This is a genomic window from Chromohalobacter sp. 48-RD10 (assembly GCF_029889785.1).
In the GTDB taxonomy this organism is placed as follows: Bacteria; Pseudomonadota; Gammaproteobacteria; order Pseudomonadales; family Halomonadaceae; genus Chromohalobacter.
In genome coordinates this window covers 37,248-57,704 of record NZ_JARANX010000002.1, presented here as the reverse complement: position 1 = coordinate 57,704, position 20,457 = coordinate 37,248, and the positions used below count along the sequence as shown (strand labels likewise).

The following is a 20,457-nucleotide window of genomic DNA, read 5'->3' as shown; positions in this document are numbered from 1 at the left end:
GTCCTTATGTACCGGCCGCCACACAGGGCGTTTGATTATTCCTTGCAGCATACCTCGTTACTCGGAATTGGCCAATATTACATTAAACATAATACGTAAAATACATTATGAAATTGGCAAAAAATTCAAGATTACGCGCATTATCTTGATTTTTTGGGCGTAACACCGGACACTGCCCGGCAATAGGGATAGAGAAGACATCAAGCGCCATGCAGAACGAGCGAGGGCAGAAGCCAGAAGAACCTGAGCAGGAAGGACAACTCGAGGCGATCGTCGCGCTCGAAACGGGAGCCGTCGCGATGGAGTCAACAGCGAAGGAAGCGGTTGAGGTGCGCGGCACAAGGCGTGGGGCGCACATCTCGGCCCATACCGATGTGGAAGCCGTGGCGTCCTGGTTGCGTGAATTCCAGTCGAGTCCTCAGACCTGGCGCGCGTATCGCAAGGAAGCCGAACGTTTGTTGTTGTGGCTTCAGCGGCGCGGCGAGGCGTTGGTCGACGTCCAACGTGACACCCTGGACACCTATGAGCGATTCCTGGCCGATCCGCAACCGGCGGCATTGTGGCAGGGACCGTCTCGGGCTCGGCATGCGCGGCAGTGGCGGCCGTTTCGTCAGCCGCTATCGGCGGCCAGCCGACGTCAGGCGCTGGTCATTCTGCAAGGCATGTTCGCCTGGCTGGTCGAGGCAGGATGGCTCGAGCACAATCCGTTTCGTCTGATGCGCGACAAACGTCGGCGCATGGACAATCGCAGTGAACGTATCGAGCGTTATCTCGAAAGGACGCTGTGGCAACGCTTCTGGGCATGGCTACAAGTGCCGCCATCCCCGCAGGCGGGCGACGGCGCCTATTATCGTTGGGCGCGGCGTCGATTTCTGTTCGGCTTTGCCTATCTGCTGGCGCCGCGCCTTGGCGAAATGTCACAGGCCTGCATGGGAGACTTCATTCAGCGCGAAGGACGCTGGTGGTGGCGGGTCGTGGGGAAGGGCGACAAGCTGGCTGAGGTGCCGGTGCCGCCTGACATGATGACGCTGCTCGCGGATTGGCGAATGACGCTGGGCATGTCGCCGCAGCCTGAGCCCGACGATACCACGCCGCTGCTGCGTGCGCTGGATGGTCGGCGCGGAGTAGGGGGCAACCAGCTCTATCGGCTGATCCGCGAGGCATTTCGCGCAGGTTTCCATGCCCTTGATGATCTTGCCGAAGCCACGCGTGCGCCGTTGAAGCAGGCCACCCCCCATTGGCTGCGCCATACTGCGTTGACGCATCAGGCACAGGCCGGCGTGGAGCTGCGTTATCTGGCGCGTACCGCCCGCCATGCGCGCCTGGATACCACTGCGCGTTATCTGCACGCCGAGGCTGAAGAATGGCATCGTCAATTGGCACATCACCGGCTCACGGACGCCGACACGCATGGCAATGGCACGTTATAATGGGCAAACGAATCGCGAGGAGGGCGCATGACAGCACGCGAAGCACAAGCCGAACTAGCCGATGAGTTCGCCATATTCGATAACTGGATGGATCGCTACCAGTACATCATCGACATGGGCAAACAATTGCCGACATTCCCTGAGTCGTTGAAAAGCGATGACACCAAGATTCAGGGTTGTCAGTCCAATGTCTGGATTCACGACCGCCTGGAGGATGGCCGGCTGCATTTCGATGCGACCTCCGATGCTGCCATCGTCTCGGGGCTGATTGCTGTTCTATTGCGGATCTACAACGACCGGCCGCCCAGTGAGATTCAGGCGACGCCGCCGGACTTCCTGGGCGAGCTTGGCCTCGACAAGCATTTGTCACCGACGCGCAGCAACGGGCTACATTCCATGCTGGATCGTATCTATACGGTGGCCAAGCAAGCCGCGTAGCTTGGCTGAATGGTGAGTTGCTGGAAACGTGGAAAACCGTCAGTGCGTATTGGGGCGCTCGTGATCGGCGTGAGAGCCACATTCACCTGGTCCGGGCGGCACGGGGTCGACACCGCCGGGGTGGCCAGGATGGCATTTCAAGATTCGCTTGAGCGCCAGCCAGCCACCTTTCAAGGGGCCATGAATCTGGATGGCCTCCACGGCGTATTGCGAGCAACTGGGCCAGAAGCGGCAGCGCGGGCCGAGCAGGGGGCTGATGACGTACTGGTAGCCGCGCAGCAGGCCGATCATGAAGCCGGAAAGGCACTTGCGAAGAAGGCGACGCATGGCGACTAGCGCTGGCCGTATAGCTCGGCGGGTTCCATCAGCGGGGCGCTGTCGACTTCCGAGGTTTCCTCGCCCAATGCAATGTAGAAGCAGCTACGCCGCCCGGTATGGCACGCAGGACCTTGCTGATCGACGCTCAGCAATAGAGTGTCACCGTCGCAGTCGAGGTACGCCGCCATTAGCCGCTGAACCTGCCCCGAGGACTCGCCCTTGCGCCACGGCTTGCCGCGTGAACGTGACCAATAACAGACACGTCCGGTGGTGAGCGTTTCCTCCAGCGCGGCCCGATTCATCCACGCCATCATCAATACTTCGCCACTCTCATGCTGCTGCGCAATGGCGGGAATCAGCCCGTCATCATTCCAATGCGCGGCGTCGAGGAGTGTGTTTGTCGGTTCGCGCGTGTCTTGCGGGGCCGGCTCGAGTTGCTTGAAGAGGTCAGTCATGGCATATCGTTGTCTTGGCGTTGATGAGTTAGGCAGAAGCTTGTGCAATGCACGACGCACACACCCCCAGTAGTTCGATAGTCTGCCGCTCGATACGATAGCCCTGTTGATGAGCCTCCTGAGCCAGTTGCTCATTGACGTTATCGAGATGCAATTCTTCCACTCGTCCGCATGCACGGCATATCAGAAGTTGAAAGCCATGCGCGTGTTCGGGACAGGGGCAGGCGACGTAGGCATTGAGCGACTCGATGCGATGTACCAAGCCTTGCTCGATGAGGAATTCCAACGCACGGTAGACAGTTGGAGGGCGCGCCGAGGCATGTTCCGTCGCGAGACGGTCAAGTAGATCATAAGCCTTGAGACCACCAGGCGATGTGGCGATCATTTCCAGAACACGCCGGCGTATCGGGGTGAAGCGCGCACCGTGCTGTTGGCACTGGCGTTCGGCCTGAGTCAGTAGCGCATGGGAATCGAGCATCGCAACACCATCGGTCTCGGTAATGCGGAGCATTCTACGCCGTTGCCTAGGGTGGGGCCAGACGCACCTCATTTTCAGACGTGATCATGCGGAGCTAGCCAGCTCGCCTTCCCGGGCGAAATGCTGCTGCGCGAAAGCGACGCGTGCCTCGATCGAGCGTGTCTCGGTCTGTTTCTCGATCAGGTCCAGCCGCCGCCGAAGTCCTTCGCCATTGGCCATCTGAATGGCTAGTCCCGGGCGTGCGTTGAGCTCGAGGAGCATTGGGCCGTGGTGGCGATCGAGTACCATGTCGGTGCCCAAGTAACCGAGCCCGGTCACTTCATAGCAACTGGCTGCCAGGTGGAGCAGGGCATCCCAGCCTGGAACGTGCAAGGAGGCCAGGCCACGACCGGTATCGGGATGGTCTTCACGGGGGCGATTGAACTGTACGCCTCGCAAGGCCGCCCCCGTGGTAATATCGAGTCCTACGCCGACCGCGCCCTGGTGCAAGTTGGCCTTGCCATCCGATGCCGCCGTGGAAAGGCGCATCATCGCCATGACCGGATATCCGCGGAAAATAATGACGCGGATATCGGGCACGCCTTCGTAGGTATACGCGGCGAAAACTTCATCGAAAGCGATCAATGACTCGATCACGGCGACATCGGATGTGCCGCCCAGCGAATAAAGTCCGGACAGTATATTGGATACGTGGCGTTCCAGGTCCACACGCTCGATACGCGCACCATTGGGCTTGATGTAACCACCATCCTGCTGACGTTCGACGACGAGAATGCCCTTGCCACCACTGCCCTTGGCGGGTTTGATGACGAAGCCGGGCGCGTCTTTCACCATCTCGATGACGTGCTTCACGTCGAACTGCGTGCTCACGGTGCCAATCAAGTCCGGCGTGGTGATTCCGTGGCGTTTGGTCAAGAGCTTGGTCTGCAGCTTGTCGTCAACGAGAGGATAGAGCCGGCGATCGTTATAGCGGCCGATGTAGCGTATGTTGCGGCGGTTCATGCCGATGACGCCCTTGGCTTGCAACCTGGCTGGAGTCGCCCACATGTCAGTCATCCTTCGCCAAGGGTTGGAAGCGTCGCAACTCCAGCAAACGGTACCCGGTATAATTCCCCAGCAGCAGAATCATGGACATGAGAATCAGCTGTACGCCCAGGAAGTTGAAGGTGATATGGCGTACCCAGGGGTTGTTCATGGCCAGATAGGCCAGCACGGCGGTCAACAAGCTGCCGAATCCCTGCTTGAAGACTTCCTTGGGACCTTCTTCCTCCCATAGGATCGACATGCGCTCGATGGTCCAGGAGAGAATGATCATCGGGAAGAAGGTAATGGTCAGCCCTGCGTTGAGGCCGAAGCGATAGGCCATGACCGAGAATAACGAAATGATGGCGATGACCGTGATGATCACCGCCGACACTCGCGCCACCAGTAATAGATTGAGTCGCGATAGATAGCTGCGAATCACCAGGCCCACGGCGACGACGAGCAGGAAACCGACCAAGCCGGTGATCAAGGTCGTCTGGATGAAGGCCAGCGCGATCAATACCGGCATGAAAGTACCGGAGGTCTCGAGCCCCACGAGAACACGCAGCAGCACGACGACCAGCGCTCCGATGGGAATCAACAGAATCGTCTTGAAGAGTGACTGTTCCTCGATGGGCAAGCTGTGAATGGAGAAGTTGAGCAGGGTGTCGTCGGCAAACTGATTGCGCACCGCGACCGATGCCGGCTCGTTATGACGCAACATCGAGAAAGTCACGCGAGAGTCGCTGCCCCCCTGGACTTCGAGCACGGCATTGCCGTTACGCTCCCACAGCAAGAGATCATCCGGCTTGCCTTGATCGCCCGTCCGGGGGTTGATCAGTACCCATTTGTCGTTTTCGAACACTTGCAGCCACGGGGTCAGCGACTGTCGACGACGGCCGTCTTCCAGCCTCAAGCCATTGACGATCCGAGCGTGAACATCGGCTTGATTGAGCAAGCGGGTCAGCAAGACAGGACGCTCGTATTGAGAGAGCAGGAGTCGGGCGTTTTCTCCCTGACGTTGATCGGTGAATTCCTTGATCAACTCACGCGTGAACGTGAAGGCATCCGCCGAACGCGCATGTGCTTGACCAATGACTTCTCTGGCAGCCGTGTCGTAGGGCCGCTCCCAGCCGATATCGCGTTGCAATGCCGGGGGCTCGGCTAGAAACTCCTCCTCGCCATCGGTCACCAGCAGCTGAGCCGAGTAATAAAGTTGCTGGGACCCATTGGCTTGCCGGATTGCCCACTGCGCATGGCGTGCCTTGTCGTCACGCAGATATGACAATCCGAATCCCGAGGAGGCAGTGTTTTCCGTCAGCAGACGAAAACCGGGCTGAGTGGAGGGCAGGGCAAGATCGACCCTGACGGGGCCGTTTTCGGCATCGAAATTGACCTGTGCCTCGACTTCCCACACCTGCCGTTGCTCACCCGGCATGAAGGGAACGTCGTAGTGAAAATGCCGGAAGATGGTCAAGACGATACCGATGGCCAGCAAGGTGCCGACCAACAGGTAAAAGGGCACTCGAGACATGCATTATCCTTGTCGATAAGGCGGCGCTGCTGTGACGCCGTCTAAAAACTAGAGGTTATCGAGATGGGCCATGGGGCCGACTCAGCGAGCTTCTTCCTCGCTATCGTTGTCCTGCTGGTCCTTGTCCGCCTCTGCTGCGCTCTTGCCACCGGGAAATTCCGGCCGCGGGTGGATGTAGGCCTGGCTGACGTCGATCAGCGCAATATCCATGAGGAAGCGCCGGCCCAGCAAGACGGGGTAATCGAGATGCGAGCGATCGTTGAGCGTGAACTCGACGCGCTGCTTCAGGGGGCCCAGTGTCATCAGCAAGCTGATCACGGGGCGGCTATCGGTACCCGATGCTTGAATGATCTTGACGCGGCGTGTCACCGGCGCCTCGATGACATCGTCACGCATACCGTCGACGGCTGGCTCATCATCTTCGAGCGCCAGCTTGAAACGCACCCAGCTTTCGCCATCGCGTTCGAATTCCGTCACGTCATGCGCCGAGAGTGAGGAAGTATTGGCACCGGAATCTACACGAGCCTTGAGATAGGTGCCGACCGTGGGAAAGCCGACCCATTCATTGCGTCCCAGCATTTCCTTGCTGGCCGTATCGCTTTGCTCGATGGGACACGTGGTCACTACGCGCGGTTCTTGACCGATATTCTCGACATCGGCACGTAAATGACGCAGCAGCTTGCCATTGGCTCGCACATTGTTACCGATGCGCTGCGCACGCTCGGCTTGAACGCGTAACAGCTCGGTTTGGGTCGAGCAGCGTAGTGCCAGGTTGTTTTCTAGTCTTTCCAGGCGTTGGTTGAAAGCCGTCTCGGTCAAGTCGTCGGTGTGATGTGTCGCTTGTGGTGCGACGCAACCTCCGAGTGTCAGCACACCAACGCACAAAGCGGAAAGAAATAACGAGCGGGAGCGCATAGCATATTCCTGTCGAGGGCCATCTTGGCAACGCATTTAAAACGAAACGAGAGGGCGTGAGGCTCAGGTGCCTGAAAAAACGCGCTTGATCATACGGATTCAGTTGCTGGGGTGTCCATTGCCGACACGAGATAATATATAGTATTTAACATAATATATATTATGCGAACCAAGAGGTGTGCCAACACGAACACAATCGCCAACACTATTCATCGTCTATTATCGCCACCTTCCATGACGTTGAACGACGTCCTCACCAACTCATACACAAAAGAAAACGCTGCCATACTCGGCAGCGTTTTTGCGGTCGCACTAGACGCTAGCGCTTATTCGTCGAGCGGCGCGTAGGAGCCGTCTTCGCGGTGTACTTCACGCCCGGTCAAGGCGGGATTGAACACGCATGTGACGGTCATGCCTTTTTCCTTGCCGCGCAGCAGGTGTTCATCGTGCTGGTCGAGCAAATACATGTCACCGGCCTTGATGGGATGGATCTTGCCATCAGCCAGTGTTTCGACTTCACCTTCACCTTCATAGCAAAACACGGCTTCGAAGTGATGCTTGTAGTGGATGTGGGTCTCGGTACCCGGATGAATGCGGGTAATGTTGAATGAGAAACCAACATTGTCGTCGGCCAACACCAGGCGTGTACTGTCCCAGTTGCCGTTGTCGGCTTCGACGAAACGCTCGCTCTTGCGGCACTCTTCCAGGTTACGAATGATCATGTCGCGCATCCTCCATGGGGCTCAATAAAGGGCCCGCGATCTCGCGGGCCACATCCAAAGTCCACTGTAACGTATGTGACGATAACAACTTAGTAGACTAACGAATAGCGCGTTCAGGCTTGACCAATGACTTCCTTGACGCTGCGTTCAAGGATATCCAGACCTCCATTGAGGTCTTCGTCGGAGATGGTCAACGGGCACAGGCATTTGACGACCTGGCCGGAGTGACCTGACGTTTCGATGATCAAGCCGTTCTTGAAGGCTTGAGCGATAATCTTGTCGGCCATATCGCCGTCGACGACATCCAGGCCACGCATCAGGCCACGGCCACGTTCGCTGGCTTCATGCCCTTGCTCGGTCATGAAGGTGGCGATTTTCTGGAAGCGCTCTTCGACGATGCCGCCTTTACGCTGCACATCACGCTCGAAGGTATCGTCGCTCCAGAAGTGGCGCATGGCGGCGGCGGCTGTGACGAGAGCAAGGCTGAACCCACGGAACGTGCCGTTGTATTGACCAGGTTTCCAGATGTCCAGTTCTGGGCGCATCAGCACGTGAGCGAACGGCAGTCCGTAGCCTGACAGCGATTTGGAATTGGTGACGATGTCCGGTTTGATGTCGGCATGCTCGAAGCTGAAAAACTTGCCGGTACGACCGCAGCCTGCCTGAATGTCATCGACGATCAACAGGATGTCGTGGGCGCGGCAGATTTTATCCAGGTGTTGTAGCCATGGAATGCTGGCCGGATTGATACCGCCCTCGCCCTGCACCGTTTCGACGATCACGGCGGCGGGAATATCGAGACCGCTGGAGTTGTCGCCCAGCAGTTTTTCGAAATAGCTCAGGGTATCGTTGCCTTCGCCCATGTAGCCATCGAAGGGCATGAAGCTTCCGCTCTGCATCGGGATGCCGCCGGTGGCTTCACGGAATTTGCGATTACCCGTAGTGGCCAGCGCCCCCATGGTGACCCCATGGAAACCATTGGTGAAGGCGACGATATTATGACGCCCTTTGGCATTGCGCGCGATGCGAATCGCGGCTTCCACGGCATTGGTACCCGTCGGCCCCGGGAGCTGAACCTTGTAGTCCAGCCCACGCGGTTTGAGGATCACCTCTTCGAGAGTTTCCATATACTCGCGTTTGGCCTGGGTCCACATGTCGAGGCCATGAACGATGCCGTCTGACGCGATGTAATCCACCAGCGCCTGCTTGAGGTGGGGATTGTTGTGGCCGTAGTTCAGCGTGCCGGCGCCCGCGAGAAAGTCGATGTACTGCTTACCGTCTTCAGAGTGCAGACGGGCACCCTTGGCTTCCGTGAAAACGGTGGGAAACGAACGCGAATAGGTCCGAACTTCAGATTCCATACGTTCGAGAATCTCGGTCTGCATAGATTGCCTCTTTAAGCGGGTCAAATTCGTTGCGGCTCGAACGGGCCGATTCGGACGAGATTTTCCGGATCGTGCTCGCCACCCAGTTGCCCTGTGGAGAAATACTCACGGCTGTTCAACGGTGCCTGCCAATGGTTGGCAAGGCGTTTGAACAGCCCCCACGATGCCTCATTATCGGGTGTGATGGTAGTTTCGAGATGGCGGACATCGCTCATCCCGGAACGTAGCAGTACGGCTTCGACGAGACGCCGTGCCAAGCCCGTTCCGCGGGCTTTCTCACCGACGGCCACTTGCCACAGGAAATAGGTATCCGGCGCGTTGCGCTTCACGTAACCGGAGACGAAACCGACGATCTCCCCTTCTTCGTCCGTGGCCACAGCACAGGTGTCGCGAAACTGCGTCGCGAGCAGTAGATAGGCGTATCCTGAGTTGACATCCAAGGGGGGGCACGCTTTGACGAGCTCGTAGATTCCCCACCCATCATCGGTCGTGGGCTTGCGGATAAAAAGAGTCTTCTGTGCACTGCCGATGACGGTGTCGGCGACGCTAGGACGCGCCAGATCGGCGGAAGGCGTGAAGTTCTCGGTCGTGGGTGTCATATCCATTTTCGCTAATGGCGAATGTGCGCTCAATAATAACAGCGACTTATGCATTGATCAAAGTAAGACGTTATCGTTATGTCGCTATCAAATAAGCAAACGTTATAATCGGGTATGCGTATATGTAATGCACCGCTATCCTGAGCTTATGTGACCACGACCTTTCTTAGTCTAGTCAATCATGATGCGTATGCATTGCCTGAGACGCCTTTTCGTAGTGTATCAACGCAAACGGGCCACCGAGGTGGCCCGTTTGCTATTCGAAACTTCATCACATCGCTAGTGACGTGACAAGGAGCGCATTGTGACGAACTCCTCGGCACTAGTGGGATGAATGCCCACCGTGGCGTCAAAGTCGGTCTTGGTCAGGCGTGCGCGCACGGCGATGGCGATCCCCTGAATGAGTTCGCCGGCATCGTCGCCCACCATGTGGGCACCGACCACACGGTCGGTCGCGTCGTCGACCACCAGCTTCATCAGGCAACGTTCCTGACTGCCCGAGAGCGTGTGCTTCATGGGCCGGAAGTCGGTGCGGTAGATGCGTACCCCAGCCTCACACTGTTCGCGCGCTTCTTCTTCGCTCAGGCCGACGGTGCCGATATTGGGATGACAGAAGACTGCCGTGGCGATGTCCTGGTAATCCAGAGGCCCCGGCGTCGCATCACCGTAATGGTGCTGAACGAGATGCATGGCCTCGGCGAGCGCCACAGGGGTGAGCTCAGGGGCGCCAGTCACGTCGCCCAGGGCAAGGATCGAGGGTTCGGAGGTCTGATAACGCTCGTCTACCTTCAAAGTGCCATTGGGGTTGAGTTCGACATCCAGCGTATCGAGCCCCAGGCCGGCAAGGTTCGGGCGGCGTCCGGTGGCCGCCAGCACGACGTCCACTTCCAGCGTTTCGCCATTGGTCAGATTTACGCGGTAGGCATTGCCGACCGGCTCGATACGCTCGATGGTGGTTTCGAAGTGCAGGTTGACGCCCTTCTTCTGCATCTCGTCACGGGTGAACTCACGCACTTCACGGTCGAAGCCGCGCAGAAACAGCTCGCCGCGATAGACCAGGTGCGCGTCGCTGCCGAGACCATTGAAGATGCTGGCGAACTCGACCGCGATATAACCACCGCCGAGTACCAGGAAACGTTCGGGAAAGGTCTCTAAATCGAAGACGCGGTTGGAGTCCACAGCGTGTTCCGCGCCCTCGATATCGGGCACCCAGGGCCAGCCGCCGGTCGCGACCAGAATCTTCTCGGCGGCGACCGTTTCGCCGTTGATCTCGACGCTATGCGGCCCGGTAATCCGAGCGCGACCATTGATCAACGTGACATCGGCGCCATCGAGCAAGCGCTCGTAAATACCGTTGAGGCGCTTGATCTCCTCGATCTTGTTGTCGCGCAACGTGGCCCAGTCAAAGCGTGGTGCCTCGGGCAGTGTCCAGCCGAAGCCGGCACTATCCTCGAAGGCATCGTGGAAATGCGCTGCATAGGAATAGAGCTTCTTGGGCACACACCCGACATTCACACAGGTGCCACCGAGATAGCGGTCTTCGGCGATGGCGACGCGCGCCCCTGTGGCGGCCGCCGTGCGTGCGGCGCGTACACCACCGGAGCCCGCGCCGATGACAAATAGGTCGTAATCGTACTGAGCCACGTCGATCTCCTGACTTTTCAATGTCGCAGATGATAACAGTCCGGCGAACGCTGAGGGAGGGGCTAGATTGACGCTTGCTAGCACAGGAGGTAAAAGTTGTTGGAATACCCTCTGCATGAAGAGAATTACATGAGCGATATCAAGAAGCTGCTGGAACAAAATCGTGAGTGGGCGGCTAGTGTTCGCGAACGTGACCCGGAATTCTTCGAGCGCTTGTCGCATCAGCAGAATCCCGACTATCTGTGGATCGGATGCTCGGACAGCCGCGTGCCGGCAAACCAGATCATCGATTTGCCACCGGGCGAAGTCTTCGTGCATCGCAACGTGGCCAATTTGCTGTATCACAATGACATGAATGCGCTGTCGGTGGTGCAATTCGCGGTTGATGTGCTGCAGGTCGAGCACATCATGGTGGTCGGCCACTATGGCTGCGGTGGCGTGCGGGCCGCAATCACCGACGGCGATAACGGCATGATCGACTACTGGCTGCACAGCGTTCGCGAATTGTACAGCATCAACCGTGAGGCGCTGGCGCCGCTATCGTTCGACGAGAAGGTCGATCGGATGTGCGAACTCAACGTACGCGCACAAGTCGCCAACCTATGTCGTACCAAGGTCGTGCAGCGTGCCTGGCAGCGAGGACAAAAACTATCGGTGCATGGTTGGGTCTACGGCTTGGCCGACGGCTGTGTGAACGATCTGGAGTGCACGGTATCGCAACTCGACGAAGCCGCACACATTCATCGTTTCGATCAAGTCGTGCGCTGATACCCATCACGCGCAGGAAGCTGCCAGGACGGCGTTATTCATCTAACGAATGGCGACCATCAAGATTTCGATTGTCGTGGTTACATAAAGCTCTTTATGTTGAAGCTGACGATTCTCGTCGCATAACAATACACAATAGGGCTTCAACATGATCGATAAGAAGACTCTCCTGGCCTCGTTGCTCGGCGCTTCCGTCGTGCTTCCACTGCCAGCGCTGGCGCAAGATTCGTCCAGCGATAGTGATCCCGTGACATTACGCATGGCGTACGATGCCGACCCGGTGTCGTTGGATATCCACGAACAACTTTCCGGCGGCATTCTTCAGCTTTCGCATCTGACGCACGATCCCCTCGTGCGCTGGACCAAGGACGTCAAGTTCGAGCCGCGCCTGGCGGCGAACTGGGAACGCATCGACGACAAGACGATGCGCTTCACGCTACGTGATGGCGTCAAATTCCATACCGGTAATGACTTCACGGCCGAGGACGTGGTCTGGACCATCAACCGTCTGAAGCGCAGTGCCGATTTCAAGGCGATCTTCGATCCCATCGCGTCGGCAAACGCCATCGACGAACACACCGTCGAAATAAAGACGCATAAGCCCTACCCACTCGTTCTCAACCTCGCAACCTATATCTTCCCCATGGATAGCGAGTACTACTCCGGCAAGACGGAAGACGGCGATCCCAAGGACGAAATCGTCAAGAATGGCGATTCCTTCGCGTCGCGGCACTCGTCGGGCACTGGCCCCTACGAGGTCGTGTCGCGACAACAAGGCGTCAAGGTCGAGTTCGAGCGCTTCGATGATTACTGGGACAAAGACTCCCCGGGCAATGTCGAACGTCTCGTGCTGACGCCGATCGGCGAGAACGCCACCCGTGTGTCGGCATTGTTGTCCGGTGATGTCGATTTCATCGCCCCTGTGCCGCCCAATGACCTGGAACGCGTTAAAGCCGACAAGAATGTCGAGCTGACCACCATGTCAGGGACGCGCATTATCCTCATGCAGCTCAATCAAAAACGTGTAGAAGCGTTCGAGGACCCACGTGTCCGCAAGGCCTTCAACTACGCGGTCAATCAGCAAGCCATCGCCGACCGTCTGATGAAAGGCTTCGCGACCCCAGCAGCGCAACTCTCTCCCAAGGGCTACGACGGTTACAACGATAGCCTGGAACCGCGCTATGACGTCGAGAAAGCCAAGGAGTTGATGAAGGAAGCGGGCTACGAAGATGGCTTCTCGGTCACTATGATGGCGCCCAACAACCGCTACGTGAACGACGCCAAGATCGCCCAGGCGGTGGCCACGATGCTATCGCGCATTAATATCGACGTGGACCTCAAGACCTTGCCCAAAGCGCAGTATTGGGGTGAATACGACGATCGCGCTGCCGACATCATGATGATCGGTTGGCATGCCGATACTGAAGACTCCGCCAACTTGTATCAGTACCTCACCGAGTGCCCGGACCCCGAAACAGGGGCTGGCCAGTACAACGCGGCCAACTACTGCAACCCGGAAATCGACGAGAAAGTCGCGCAGGCGAATATCGAAACCGATCGTGACAAGCGCGCGAAGATGTTGCAGGCGGTCGAGAAGGCGCTGTATGACGACGCCGCCTTCATGCCGCTGCACTGGCAGGATCTTGCCTGGGCGGCGAAGAAGAACGTCAAGCTCGAGCCCGTGGTGAATGTCATGAACTTCCCATATCTCGGGGATCTCGTGGTCGAACAGTAAGAACGCGACCATGCAATGCCGCCATCGGGCGGCATTGCCCTATTCCCATTCATGATGTTTCTCCGGCCCAGCCCATTCAGGGCATGGGACGGAGATGCCCGTTTAATAGGACACGCCATCCATGATCGCTTTTCTGATCAAGCGACTGATGCATGCCTTCGTGGTCATGTTCGTCATCAGCGTTATCAGTTTCGCCATCCAGAGCAATCTGGGCGATCCCATCCAGCAGATGGTGGGACAGTCCGTGCCGGAGAGCCAACGGGCCGAACTGCGAGAGGAGCTGGGGCTCAACGACTCTTTCCTCGTGCAGTACGGTCGCTTCGCGACCAACGCCCTGCAAGGCGATTTCGGTTACTCGTACTTTTTCAACGAGCCGACGACAGAGGTCATCCAGCGCCATTTACCGGCGACGCTGGAACTGGTGATTGCCGCGACACTCATTATCGTAGTGTTCTCGGTGCCCATTGGGGTCTACTGTGCCATACGCCCACGATCGGCCCTGTCACGCTTTTTCATGAGCGTGTCCATCATCGGTATTTCGATCCCCGTTTTCCTGACGGCCATCATGTTGATTCAACTCTTCGCAATTGGCGTCGATTTCTCGCCGTTTCCGGTGGATACGGGCTGGGGACAGTGGCTCAACGGTGTGCTGTCCACCGAAGGCGGGATGCCGTCATACGGTCGCGGCAACGACTTGACGCATCTCTTCGGCACCTGGGATAGCAACTTCTTCTCCCTTGATGGCCTGACATACTTGGTATTGCCCGCCGTTTCGTTGGCGTCGATCATGCTACCACTGTTCATTCGTCTGATACGTGCCGAAATGCTCGAGGTCCTGCAGTCGGAATACGTCAAGTTCGCCACGGCCAAAGGGATCTCGCTCAAGCGCATCTACTTCGTGCATGCACTCAAGAACACCATGTTGCCGGTCATTACCGTCGGTGGCGTTCAACTCGGCACCATGGTGGCTTACACCATCCTGACCGAGACCGTCTTCCAGTGGCCGGGCATGGGGCTCATGTTCCTTGAAGCCATCCAGCGCTCGGATATCCCGCTCATCGTGACCTACTTGATGATTGTCGGCTTGATCTTCGTGGTTACCAACACGCTGGTTGATTTGGTCTACGGACTGATCAATCCGACAGTGAAACTGACAGGGAAGCCGGCATGACGACACCGACTGCAACAACGCCTTCCCGCTGGAAGCGTTTCCGTAATTCTTACCTGGTCTACAGCTTCAAGCGTGATTGGATCGCGCAATTCTGTCTGGCTATCTTCTTGTGTCTACTGCTGGGGGCGATCTTCGCGCCGTGGCTTGCGCCGATGAACCCCTACGATCTTACCCAGATCAGCATTCTCGACTCCGAGCTGCCACCCTTGTGGATCGATGGCGCCGACCCGCTCTTTCCCCTGGGGACCGATGCCCAGGGGCGTGATTTGCTGTCGACGATTCTCTATGGTGCACGCGTCTCGCTGATCATTGGCTTCGGGGCAGTGATGCTCCAGGCGCTGATCGGTGTCACCGTAGGACTGATGGCCGGCTACTTGGGTGGCCGGATCGATGCGTTTCTGATGCGTCTGGCGGACATTCAGCTATCGTTCTCCACATTGATGGTCGCCATCATCGTCGGGGCGTTGATCAAGGCTGTCTTCGGCGGTGCCGTGTATAGCGACTATGCCGTCTGGCTGTTGGTGTTGATCATCGGGCTTGCTGAATGGCCGCAATACGCCCGCACGGTGCGTGCTTCGGTGCTGGCCGAGCGTTCCAAGGAATACGTGGATGCCGCCCGTGTCATGGGGTATCGCGACCGGCGCATCATGTTCCGCCACATCTTGCCCAACACGCTCTCGCCGATTTTCGTCATCTCGACCGTGCAGATCGCCAATGCCATCATTTCCGAGGCCGCCCTCTCCTTCTTGGGCCTGGGCATGCCGGAAACCCAGCCTTCTCTAGGCTCATTGATCAAGTCTGGCTTCGATTACCTGCAATCCGGGTCCTGGTGGATCACGTTGATTCCCGGCGCGGTCCTCGTGGTGCTGGTACTGGTGGTCAACTTGCTTGGCGATTGGCTGCGCGACGTCATGAATCCTCGGCTCTACAAGGGGTAACGCATATGGCCTTACTCGAAGTTTCCAATCTCGATGTGCGCTTCGCCTTGCGCCTAGGTGAGGTGCGCGCCTTGCGTGACGTCAGCTTTACACTGGATCGCGGCGAGCGCCTGGGCATTGTCGGCGAATCCGGCGCGGGCAAATCGGTGGCCGCGTTCACCTTGCTCAATCTTATCGCCAAGCCGGGGTATATCGCCGACGGCAGCATTCGCTTCGAGGGAAACGACTTGGCGCGAATGTCGGCACGCGATCTGCGTCGTGTGCGCGGCAACCGGATCTCGATGATCTTTCAGGATCCGATGATGACGCTCAACCCCGTGCTTTCCATTGGCGAGCAAATGGTCGAGAGCCTGAAGGCGCATCGGCGCATCTCGACACGCGAAGCGCGCGCCATTGCCCTACACAAGCTCAAGCAGGTTTATATTCCATCGCCGGAAACGCGTCTGGATCAGTATCCTCACGAGCTCTCCGGGGGCATGCGCCAGCGCATCATCATTGCGATCGCGCTCCTGCTGGATCCGGATATCATCGTCGCCGACGAGCCCACCACGGCGTTGGATGTGACGATTCAAGCCGAAATCATGACGCTCCTGCGTGAGCTATGCGAGAAGCACAACGTGGGACTGGTGTTGATCACTCATGATTTGGGAGTGGTCAGCCAGATGACCCAGCGTACGCTGGTCATGTACGCAGGGCGCGTCATCGAGCAAGGACCGACGCGCGAAATCATCAACGATGCCCAGCACCCCTACACGCAGGGGTTGCTCAATGCCCTGCCCCAGATGACCACGCCCGGTGGCCGGCTCAATCAAATCCCCGGCTCGATGCCATCACTCGCCAATACGCCGAGCGGTTGCGCATTTCATCCGCGTTGCCAATATCGTTACGACGCTTCGGGACAGCCGCGCCGCGATTGCCTTGAAGAGGTCCCCGAGTTCGTCACCTCGGGGAATTGCGAGGTCGCGTGCCACATGGTGCGTGACATGCTCGCCAAGGAGGCCTCATGAACGCCGTTACCGCCCAAGCATCATCCGTGATCGCGTCTCAGTCCCACGCCGAGGCCGAGTCCCTGCTGGAGATTCGCGGGATGTACAAGTATTTCCCGCTAGCCGACGGATTTCTCGAACAGTTGCACTTCGAAAAAGGCCGCCTGGTGCGACGCAATGAGCAGGTGCATGCCATCAACGGCGTGGACCTCAGCGTTCACCGAGGCGAAGCCTTGTGCGTGGTCGGCGAGTCCGGCTGTGGCAAGTCTACCGTGGCGCGCCTGGTCATGGGGCTACTGTCCCCCAGCGCCGGGGAGATTACGTACGACGGTCAGCGTATCGATAACATGCGTGGCAAGCGGCTACTGCCCTATCGCCAGCGTATGCAGATGATCTTCCAGAATCCGTATGCCTCGCTTAACCCGCGCATGACGATTCAACAGACGCTGGAAGAACCTCTGCGCTTTCATCACCCGAACTGGACGACACCGCAGGTTCAGGACAAGGTGGCCGACGTGATGGCGTCGGTGGGCATCGACCCGGAATGGGGCAAGCGTTTCGGGCACGAGTTTTCCGGTGGTCAGCGCCAACGGATCGCGATTGCCCGAGCGTTGGCCGTCGACCCTGAGTTCATCGTCGCTGACGAGCCGATCTCGGCGCTCGATGTGTCGATCCAGGCACAGGTGCTCAACCTGCTGATGGACGCGCAGGCCGAACGTCATCTGACGTATCTCTTCATCACCCATGACTTGGCGGTCGTGGAGCATTTCGGCACGCGCGTGGCGGTCATGTACCTGGGCACGGTGTGTGAGCTGGCCGATACGCGTTCGCTGTTCGCGAGCCCCAAGCATCCCTATACGCAAGCGCTGCTCTCGGCGATTCCCCGTCTCGAAGATGACCGCCCCGAGCATGTACGCCTTTCCGGCGAAGTGCCCACGCCGGTTCACCTTCCTTCGGGGTGTGTCTTTCATGGCCGGTGTTCGCACGCCATGGAGCGCTGTCGCCAGGAGGTACCCCAGCTCATCGTCACCGACGATGGCAACCAGGTGGCGTGTCATGCGGTCGAGGAAGGCCGACTCTGAGCGTATTGTGGAGCAAAATACTTGCGGTGCCCCGTTTACCTGAGCGTAACGGGGCGACGCCGTGCGCCTCGGCTGGCGTGCGGCGTCAACGATGATGGATGGCGTCTGAAGATGGAAATTCGCTGGCTCGAAGACTTCATCGTGCTGGCCAGGGAACGCCATTTTTCCCGGGCCGCCGATGCCCAGAATGTGACCCAACCGACTTTTTCGCGGCGTATCAAGCTGCTCGAGGAGGAAATGGGGACCACCTTGATCAACCGCCAAACGCTGCCGTTGAGTCTGACGCCCGCCGGCGAGGAGTTTCTAGCGCTTTGCGAGCAGATCACCGAGCGCGTGCGATTGACGCGTGACCGTTTGCAGTCGATTGCAGCCGATGAAGCCAGGCGCATCCTGCTGGCCGCGCCGCAGAGCTTGGTGTCGAACTTCCTGCCCGGTTGGCTCGATCAGCACGGCCTGACACCGGCGATATCGCCTTACTTGCGCGCCACGAGCTGGTTGATCGGTGATTATCTGCATGGACTGGAACGCGGCGAATGTGATTTAGCACTTTTTTACTGGCCGCATGGACGTATCGCTCTCGATATTGAGATGAGTGAGCTTGAATATCTGAGTCTGGGCGAAGAGCGACTCGTTCCGGTGAGCGCTCCCGATACCGAGGGGCGTTCACGCTTTTCGTTGCCAGGAACGCGCCGTCAGCCCCAACCGCTGATTGCCTTTCATCCACGCGGATTGATGGCGGCCGCGCTCGAGGCGCACCTTGGCCGCCAGCCGGATGCCGTCTACCTGAATACGCTCAATGAAAGTGTGCAAGCCACTAATATTCGCGAGCTGGTAGTACAAGGCTACGGGCTTGGATGGCTGCCGCAGCGCAGCGTGATTACGCCGATGGCCAATGGCGAATTGGTGCGCGCCGGCGATGAGCGTTGGGATGTCCCGCTGGATCTGCGTTTGTACGTCCGCAAGGATTCACGTCACCCCGGTGTGCCCGGTTTATGGCAACAACTCGAGGCAACGTACGGTAATGCCTGAATGTACTTGCCGAGCAAGCGCAACGCGTTAGGCATTCGCTCGCCGACTTTGCAGACAGCGCCTAAGCTACAGATAGATTCGTAAGAGCAACGCCGATGTCACGCACGCTGTTTTGCGCCGATTTTTGCGCGCCACGAGGGTTGGGTAATCGCCATGTGCAGACCCTGCTGCCTCGCTTTCTCCGTTTGCCCTCGCTTGAGCGTGAAACGGAAATCATCAACTTGCCCGATGGCGACTTCGTCGAGCTGGCCTGGGCCCTGCCGGCCCCTACGCGAGCGGACGCACCGGTGTTCGTACTGTTTCATGGCTTGGAAGGCTCGTTCGACTCACCGTATGCACGCGAGCTGATGCGCGCGGCGAGTGAAATGGGCTGGCGGGCGGTTCTGATGCACTTTCGTGGCTGTGGGCAGGCGCCCAACCGGCTTGCCCGGGCCTATCATTCGGGTGATACGGCGGATGCCTATTGGGTCATTGGGCAGTTGGCGCTACGTTATCCACGCGCCATCAAGGTCGCGGCCGGTGTCTCGCTGGGCGGCAACATGCTTCTCAAATTGGTCGCCGAGCAAGGTGGCGACGGCCTCGATCTGGCCGGGGCCATTGCCATTAGTGCGCCACTCGATCTGGCAGCCAGCGCCGATGCGCTCAACCGCGGCTTTTCTCGCGTCTATCAGCGTCACCTGCTCCACGCCCTCAAACGCAAGGTCACCACCAAACTGTTGGCTGGCCCCCTGCCGATCACGCTCAGCGCACGACAGCTCGCAGGCCTGGAGACGTTCTGGGCGTACGACAACGCCGTCACGGCGCCTTTACACGGTTTTCAGTCGGCCAGTGACTATTATCGTCGCGCTTCCGCCGGTCGTCTGCTGGACGACATAGAACTGCCGACCTTGATCCTGCATGCCGCAGACGATCCCTTCATGCCCGCCGACCTGTTCTCTCGGCTGCCGGCTCCAGCCGATGCCGTACGCCTGGAAATCGCCCGCCAAGGCGGGCATGTCGGCTTTGTCGAGTCACGCCAGGGCCGACTCGGCTCCTGGCTGGCACGGCGTGTCGCATGGCAATTGGAATGTTGGGCCGCGCATTTGGCTCCCCACCGCTCGCTGGCGGCGGGTCCCGACGGTTGATGCTCGTCAAGCTTTCAGGAGAGGGGCGGGTAAGAGGCCTGGCCCTTCACGTCACCGGGCAAGCCACTCCTGTGCCCTTGAGGCCGCAATATCCCGCCGGATTCTTGGCCAGATACTGCTGGTGGTACTCTTCCGCATAATAAAAGACCTCGAGCGGTGCGACTTCCGTGGTGACATTCCCCAACCCTTGCTGACGAAGGGCCTGGTCGTATTCTTGCCAGCTCTTGTCGACCAGTGGGCGCTGTAGCTCATCCGTGGTGTAGATGACGCTCCGGTACTGGCTGCCGATGTCATTGCCTTGGCGCATGCCTTGCGTCGGATCGTGCGCTTCCCAGAAAGCACGCAGCAATTCGGGTAATCCGATTTCGGTGGGGTCGAACACGACATGGACTACCTCGGCGTGTCCGGTATGCCCAGTGCAGGCTTCCTCGTAGGTCGGGTTGGGCGTATAGCCGCCAGCGTAACCCACCGCTGTCACGTAAACACCCGGCATTTCCCAGAACAGACGCTCTGCACCCCAGAAACAACCAAGCCCTAGCACGATTTCCTCATGCCCTTCCGGGAACGGCGACAACATCGAGCGACCGTTGACATAATGAGTGCCGCTGATACGTATAGGCGTATCACGCCCCTCGAGTGCCGTTTCCGGCGTGGGAAGCTCGAGCGATTCTTGTGGCCACATA

Annotated in this window: 21 protein-coding genes; 10 read left to right on the top strand and 11 right to left on the bottom strand. The window is 58.5% G+C overall.

Going from position 1 to position 20,457, the window contains the following annotated elements; all coding sequences use genetic code 11:
• Positions 1 to 299 precede the first annotated feature (299 nt).
• A complete protein-coding gene (locus OP496_RS03050; RefSeq protein ID WP_280562373.1) occupies positions 300 to 1,430 on the top strand; it encodes a site-specific integrase in 1,131 nt (376 codons plus the stop codon).
• 27 nt (positions 1,431 to 1,457) lie between these two features.
• Positions 1,458 to 1,868: a SufE family protein gene (locus OP496_RS03045; protein ID WP_280561985.1), complete on the top strand. Its 411-nt coding sequence runs from the start codon at positions 1,458 to 1,460 to the stop codon at positions 1,866 to 1,868.
• Between the two features lie 39 nt (positions 1,869 to 1,907).
• On the opposite strand, the gene yidD is transcribed toward OP496_RS03045, so the two are convergent.
• The 10 genes from yidD to gorA form a co-directional block, all read right to left on the bottom strand.
• The gene (gene yidD, locus OP496_RS03040) at positions 1,908 to 2,195 is read right to left on the bottom strand and encodes a membrane protein insertion efficiency factor YidD (protein WP_280561984.1); all 288 of its coding nucleotides are present in this window, start codon (positions 2,193 to 2,195) and stop codon (positions 1,908 to 1,910) included.
• Positions 2,196 to 2,200: 5 nt separating this feature from the next.
• Entirely contained in the window at positions 2,201 to 2,641 is a 441-nt protein-coding gene (gene hisI, locus OP496_RS03035; protein WP_280561983.1) for a phosphoribosyl-AMP cyclohydrolase, read from the bottom strand.
• A gap of 28 nt (positions 2,642 to 2,669) precedes the next feature.
• Positions 2,670 to 3,119, bottom strand: coding sequence for a transcriptional repressor (locus OP496_RS03030; protein ID WP_280562372.1), 450 nt, complete (start codon positions 3,117 to 3,119; stop codon positions 2,670 to 2,672).
• Positions 3,120 to 3,203: 84 nt separating this feature from the next.
• On the bottom strand, positions 3,204 to 4,166 hold the full coding sequence (locus OP496_RS03025; RefSeq protein WP_280561982.1) for an alpha-L-glutamate ligase-like protein: 963 nt from the start codon (positions 4,164 to 4,166) through the stop codon (positions 3,204 to 3,206).
• A 1-nt stretch (position 4,167) separates the two neighbouring features.
• Entirely contained in the window at positions 4,168 to 5,676 is a 1,509-nt protein-coding gene (locus OP496_RS03020) for an inactive transglutaminase family protein (RefSeq protein WP_280561980.1), read from the bottom strand.
• 81 nt (positions 5,677 to 5,757) lie between these two features.
• Positions 5,758 to 6,591, bottom strand: a complete 834-nt coding sequence (locus OP496_RS03015) for an ATP-dependent zinc protease (RefSeq protein ID WP_280561978.1) — start codon at positions 6,589 to 6,591, stop codon at positions 5,758 to 5,760.
• A gap of 326 nt (positions 6,592 to 6,917) precedes the next feature.
• Positions 6,918 to 7,313 carry an ectoine synthase gene (locus tag OP496_RS03010; RefSeq protein WP_280561975.1) on the bottom strand — a complete coding sequence of 132 codons (396 nt, stop codon included), beginning with the start codon at positions 7,311 to 7,313 and terminating at the stop codon, positions 6,918 to 6,920.
• Between the two features lie 113 nt (positions 7,314 to 7,426).
• Complete coding sequence (ectB, locus tag OP496_RS03005) at positions 7,427 to 8,698, bottom strand: diaminobutyrate--2-oxoglutarate transaminase (protein WP_280561973.1); 1,272 nt, start codon at positions 8,696 to 8,698, stop codon at positions 7,427 to 7,429.
• A gap of 20 nt (positions 8,699 to 8,718) precedes the next feature.
• Positions 8,719 to 9,297, bottom strand: a complete 579-nt coding sequence (gene ectA / locus OP496_RS03000) for a diaminobutyrate acetyltransferase (RefSeq protein ID WP_280561971.1) — start codon at positions 9,295 to 9,297, stop codon at positions 8,719 to 8,721.
• A 279-nt stretch (positions 9,298 to 9,576) separates the two neighbouring features.
• Positions 9,577 to 10,941: a glutathione-disulfide reductase gene (gene gorA, locus OP496_RS02995; protein WP_280561968.1), complete on the bottom strand. Its 1,365-nt coding sequence runs from the start codon at positions 10,939 to 10,941 to the stop codon at positions 9,577 to 9,579.
• Between the two features lie 129 nt (positions 10,942 to 11,070).
• On the opposite strand from gorA, the gene can reads away from it, so the two are divergent.
• From can to OP496_RS02955, 8 genes are all read left to right on the top strand, one after another.
• Positions 11,071 to 11,709 carry a carbonate dehydratase gene (gene can, locus OP496_RS02990; protein WP_280561967.1) on the top strand — a complete coding sequence of 213 codons (639 nt, stop codon included), beginning with the start codon at positions 11,071 to 11,073 and terminating at the stop codon, positions 11,707 to 11,709.
• 148 nt (positions 11,710 to 11,857) lie between these two features.
• Positions 11,858 to 13,444, top strand: coding sequence for an ABC transporter substrate-binding protein (locus tag OP496_RS02985; protein ID WP_280561966.1), 1,587 nt, complete (start codon positions 11,858 to 11,860; stop codon positions 13,442 to 13,444).
• 121 nt (positions 13,445 to 13,565) lie between these two features.
• A complete protein-coding gene (locus OP496_RS02980; protein WP_280561965.1) occupies positions 13,566 to 14,615 on the top strand; it encodes an ABC transporter permease in 1,050 nt (349 codons plus the stop codon).
• Positions 14,612 to 15,553 carry an ABC transporter permease gene (locus tag OP496_RS02975; protein WP_280561963.1) on the top strand — a complete coding sequence of 314 codons (942 nt, stop codon included), beginning with the start codon at positions 14,612 to 14,614 and terminating at the stop codon, positions 15,551 to 15,553. Before OP496_RS02980 ends, OP496_RS02975 begins: the two co-directional genes overlap by 4 nt.
• A gap of 5 nt (positions 15,554 to 15,558) precedes the next feature.
• Entirely contained in the window at positions 15,559 to 16,560 is a 1,002-nt protein-coding gene (locus OP496_RS02970) for an ABC transporter ATP-binding protein (protein WP_280561961.1), read from the top strand.
• Positions 16,557 to 17,621, top strand: coding sequence for an oligopeptide/dipeptide ABC transporter ATP-binding protein (locus OP496_RS02965; RefSeq protein ID WP_280561960.1), 1,065 nt, complete (start codon positions 16,557 to 16,559; stop codon positions 17,619 to 17,621). The genes OP496_RS02970 and OP496_RS02965 overlap by 4 nt, the downstream gene beginning before the upstream one ends.
• Before the next feature lie 111 nt (positions 17,622 to 17,732).
• Complete coding sequence (locus OP496_RS02960; protein ID WP_280561957.1) at positions 17,733 to 18,650, top strand: LysR family transcriptional regulator; 918 nt, start codon at positions 17,733 to 17,735, stop codon at positions 18,648 to 18,650.
• 95 nt (positions 18,651 to 18,745) lie between these two features.
• Positions 18,746 to 19,774, top strand: a complete 1,029-nt coding sequence (locus tag OP496_RS02955; RefSeq protein ID WP_280561955.1) for a hydrolase — start codon at positions 18,746 to 18,748, stop codon at positions 19,772 to 19,774.
• 46 nt (positions 19,775 to 19,820) lie between these two features.
• Here the strand turns inward: OP496_RS02955 and msrA are convergent, their stop codons facing one another.
• Complete coding sequence (msrA, locus tag OP496_RS02950) at positions 19,821 to 20,456, bottom strand: peptide-methionine (S)-S-oxide reductase MsrA (protein WP_280561952.1); 636 nt, start codon at positions 20,454 to 20,456, stop codon at positions 19,821 to 19,823.
• Position 20,457: the final 1 nt, after the last annotated feature.

What these genes read in the sequence shown, in the direction of transcription:
- OP496_RS03025 (WP_280561982.1), bottom strand. Translation starts at nt 4,166, where the DNA reads ATGTGGGCGACTCCAGCCAGGTTGCAAGCCAAGGGCGTCATCGGCATG.
- msrA (WP_280561952.1), bottom strand. Translation starts at nt 20,456, where the DNA reads ATGTGGCCACAAGAATCGCTCGAGCTTCCCACGCCGGAAACGGCACTC.
- OP496_RS02960 (WP_280561957.1), top strand. Translation starts at nt 17,733, where the DNA reads ATGGAAATTCGCTGGCTCGAAGACTTCATCGTGCTGGCCAGGGAACGC.
- OP496_RS02955 (WP_280561955.1), top strand. Translation starts at nt 18,746, where the DNA reads ATGTCACGCACGCTGTTTTGCGCCGATTTTTGCGCGCCACGAGGGTTG.
- hisI (WP_280561983.1), bottom strand. Translation starts at nt 2,641, where the DNA reads ATGACTGACCTCTTCAAGCAACTCGAGCCGGCCCCGCAAGACACGCGC.
- OP496_RS02970 (WP_280561961.1), top strand. Translation starts at nt 15,559, where the DNA reads ATGGCCTTACTCGAAGTTTCCAATCTCGATGTGCGCTTCGCCTTGCGC.
- OP496_RS03010 (WP_280561975.1), bottom strand. Translation starts at nt 7,313, where the DNA reads ATGATCATTCGTAACCTGGAAGAGTGCCGCAAGAGCGAGCGTTTCGTC.
- OP496_RS03050 (WP_280562373.1), top strand. Translation starts at nt 300, where the DNA reads ATGGAGTCAACAGCGAAGGAAGCGGTTGAGGTGCGCGGCACAAGGCGT.
- ectB (WP_280561973.1), bottom strand. Translation starts at nt 8,698, where the DNA reads ATGCAGACCGAGATTCTCGAACGTATGGAATCTGAAGTTCGGACCTAT.
- OP496_RS03045 (WP_280561985.1), top strand. Translation starts at nt 1,458, where the DNA reads ATGACAGCACGCGAAGCACAAGCCGAACTAGCCGATGAGTTCGCCATA.
- yidD (WP_280561984.1), bottom strand. Translation starts at nt 2,195, where the DNA reads ATGCGTCGCCTTCTTCGCAAGTGCCTTTCCGGCTTCATGATCGGCCTG.
- OP496_RS03015 (WP_280561978.1), bottom strand. Translation starts at nt 6,591, where the DNA reads ATGCGCTCCCGCTCGTTATTTCTTTCCGCTTTGTGCGTTGGTGTGCTG.
- OP496_RS02980 (WP_280561965.1), top strand. Translation starts at nt 13,566, where the DNA reads ATGATCGCTTTTCTGATCAAGCGACTGATGCATGCCTTCGTGGTCATG.
- OP496_RS03020 (WP_280561980.1), bottom strand. Translation starts at nt 5,676, where the DNA reads ATGTCTCGAGTGCCCTTTTACCTGTTGGTCGGCACCTTGCTGGCCATC.
- OP496_RS03030 (WP_280562372.1), bottom strand. Translation starts at nt 3,119, where the DNA reads ATGCTCGATTCCCATGCGCTACTGACTCAGGCCGAACGCCAGTGCCAA.
- can (WP_280561967.1), top strand. Translation starts at nt 11,071, where the DNA reads ATGAGCGATATCAAGAAGCTGCTGGAACAAAATCGTGAGTGGGCGGCT.
- OP496_RS02965 (WP_280561960.1), top strand. Translation starts at nt 16,557, where the DNA reads ATGAACGCCGTTACCGCCCAAGCATCATCCGTGATCGCGTCTCAGTCC.
- OP496_RS02985 (WP_280561966.1), top strand. Translation starts at nt 11,858, where the DNA reads ATGATCGATAAGAAGACTCTCCTGGCCTCGTTGCTCGGCGCTTCCGTC.
- ectA (WP_280561971.1), bottom strand. Translation starts at nt 9,297, where the DNA reads ATGACACCCACGACCGAGAACTTCACGCCTTCCGCCGATCTGGCGCGT.
- OP496_RS02975 (WP_280561963.1), top strand. Translation starts at nt 14,612, where the DNA reads ATGACGACACCGACTGCAACAACGCCTTCCCGCTGGAAGCGTTTCCGT.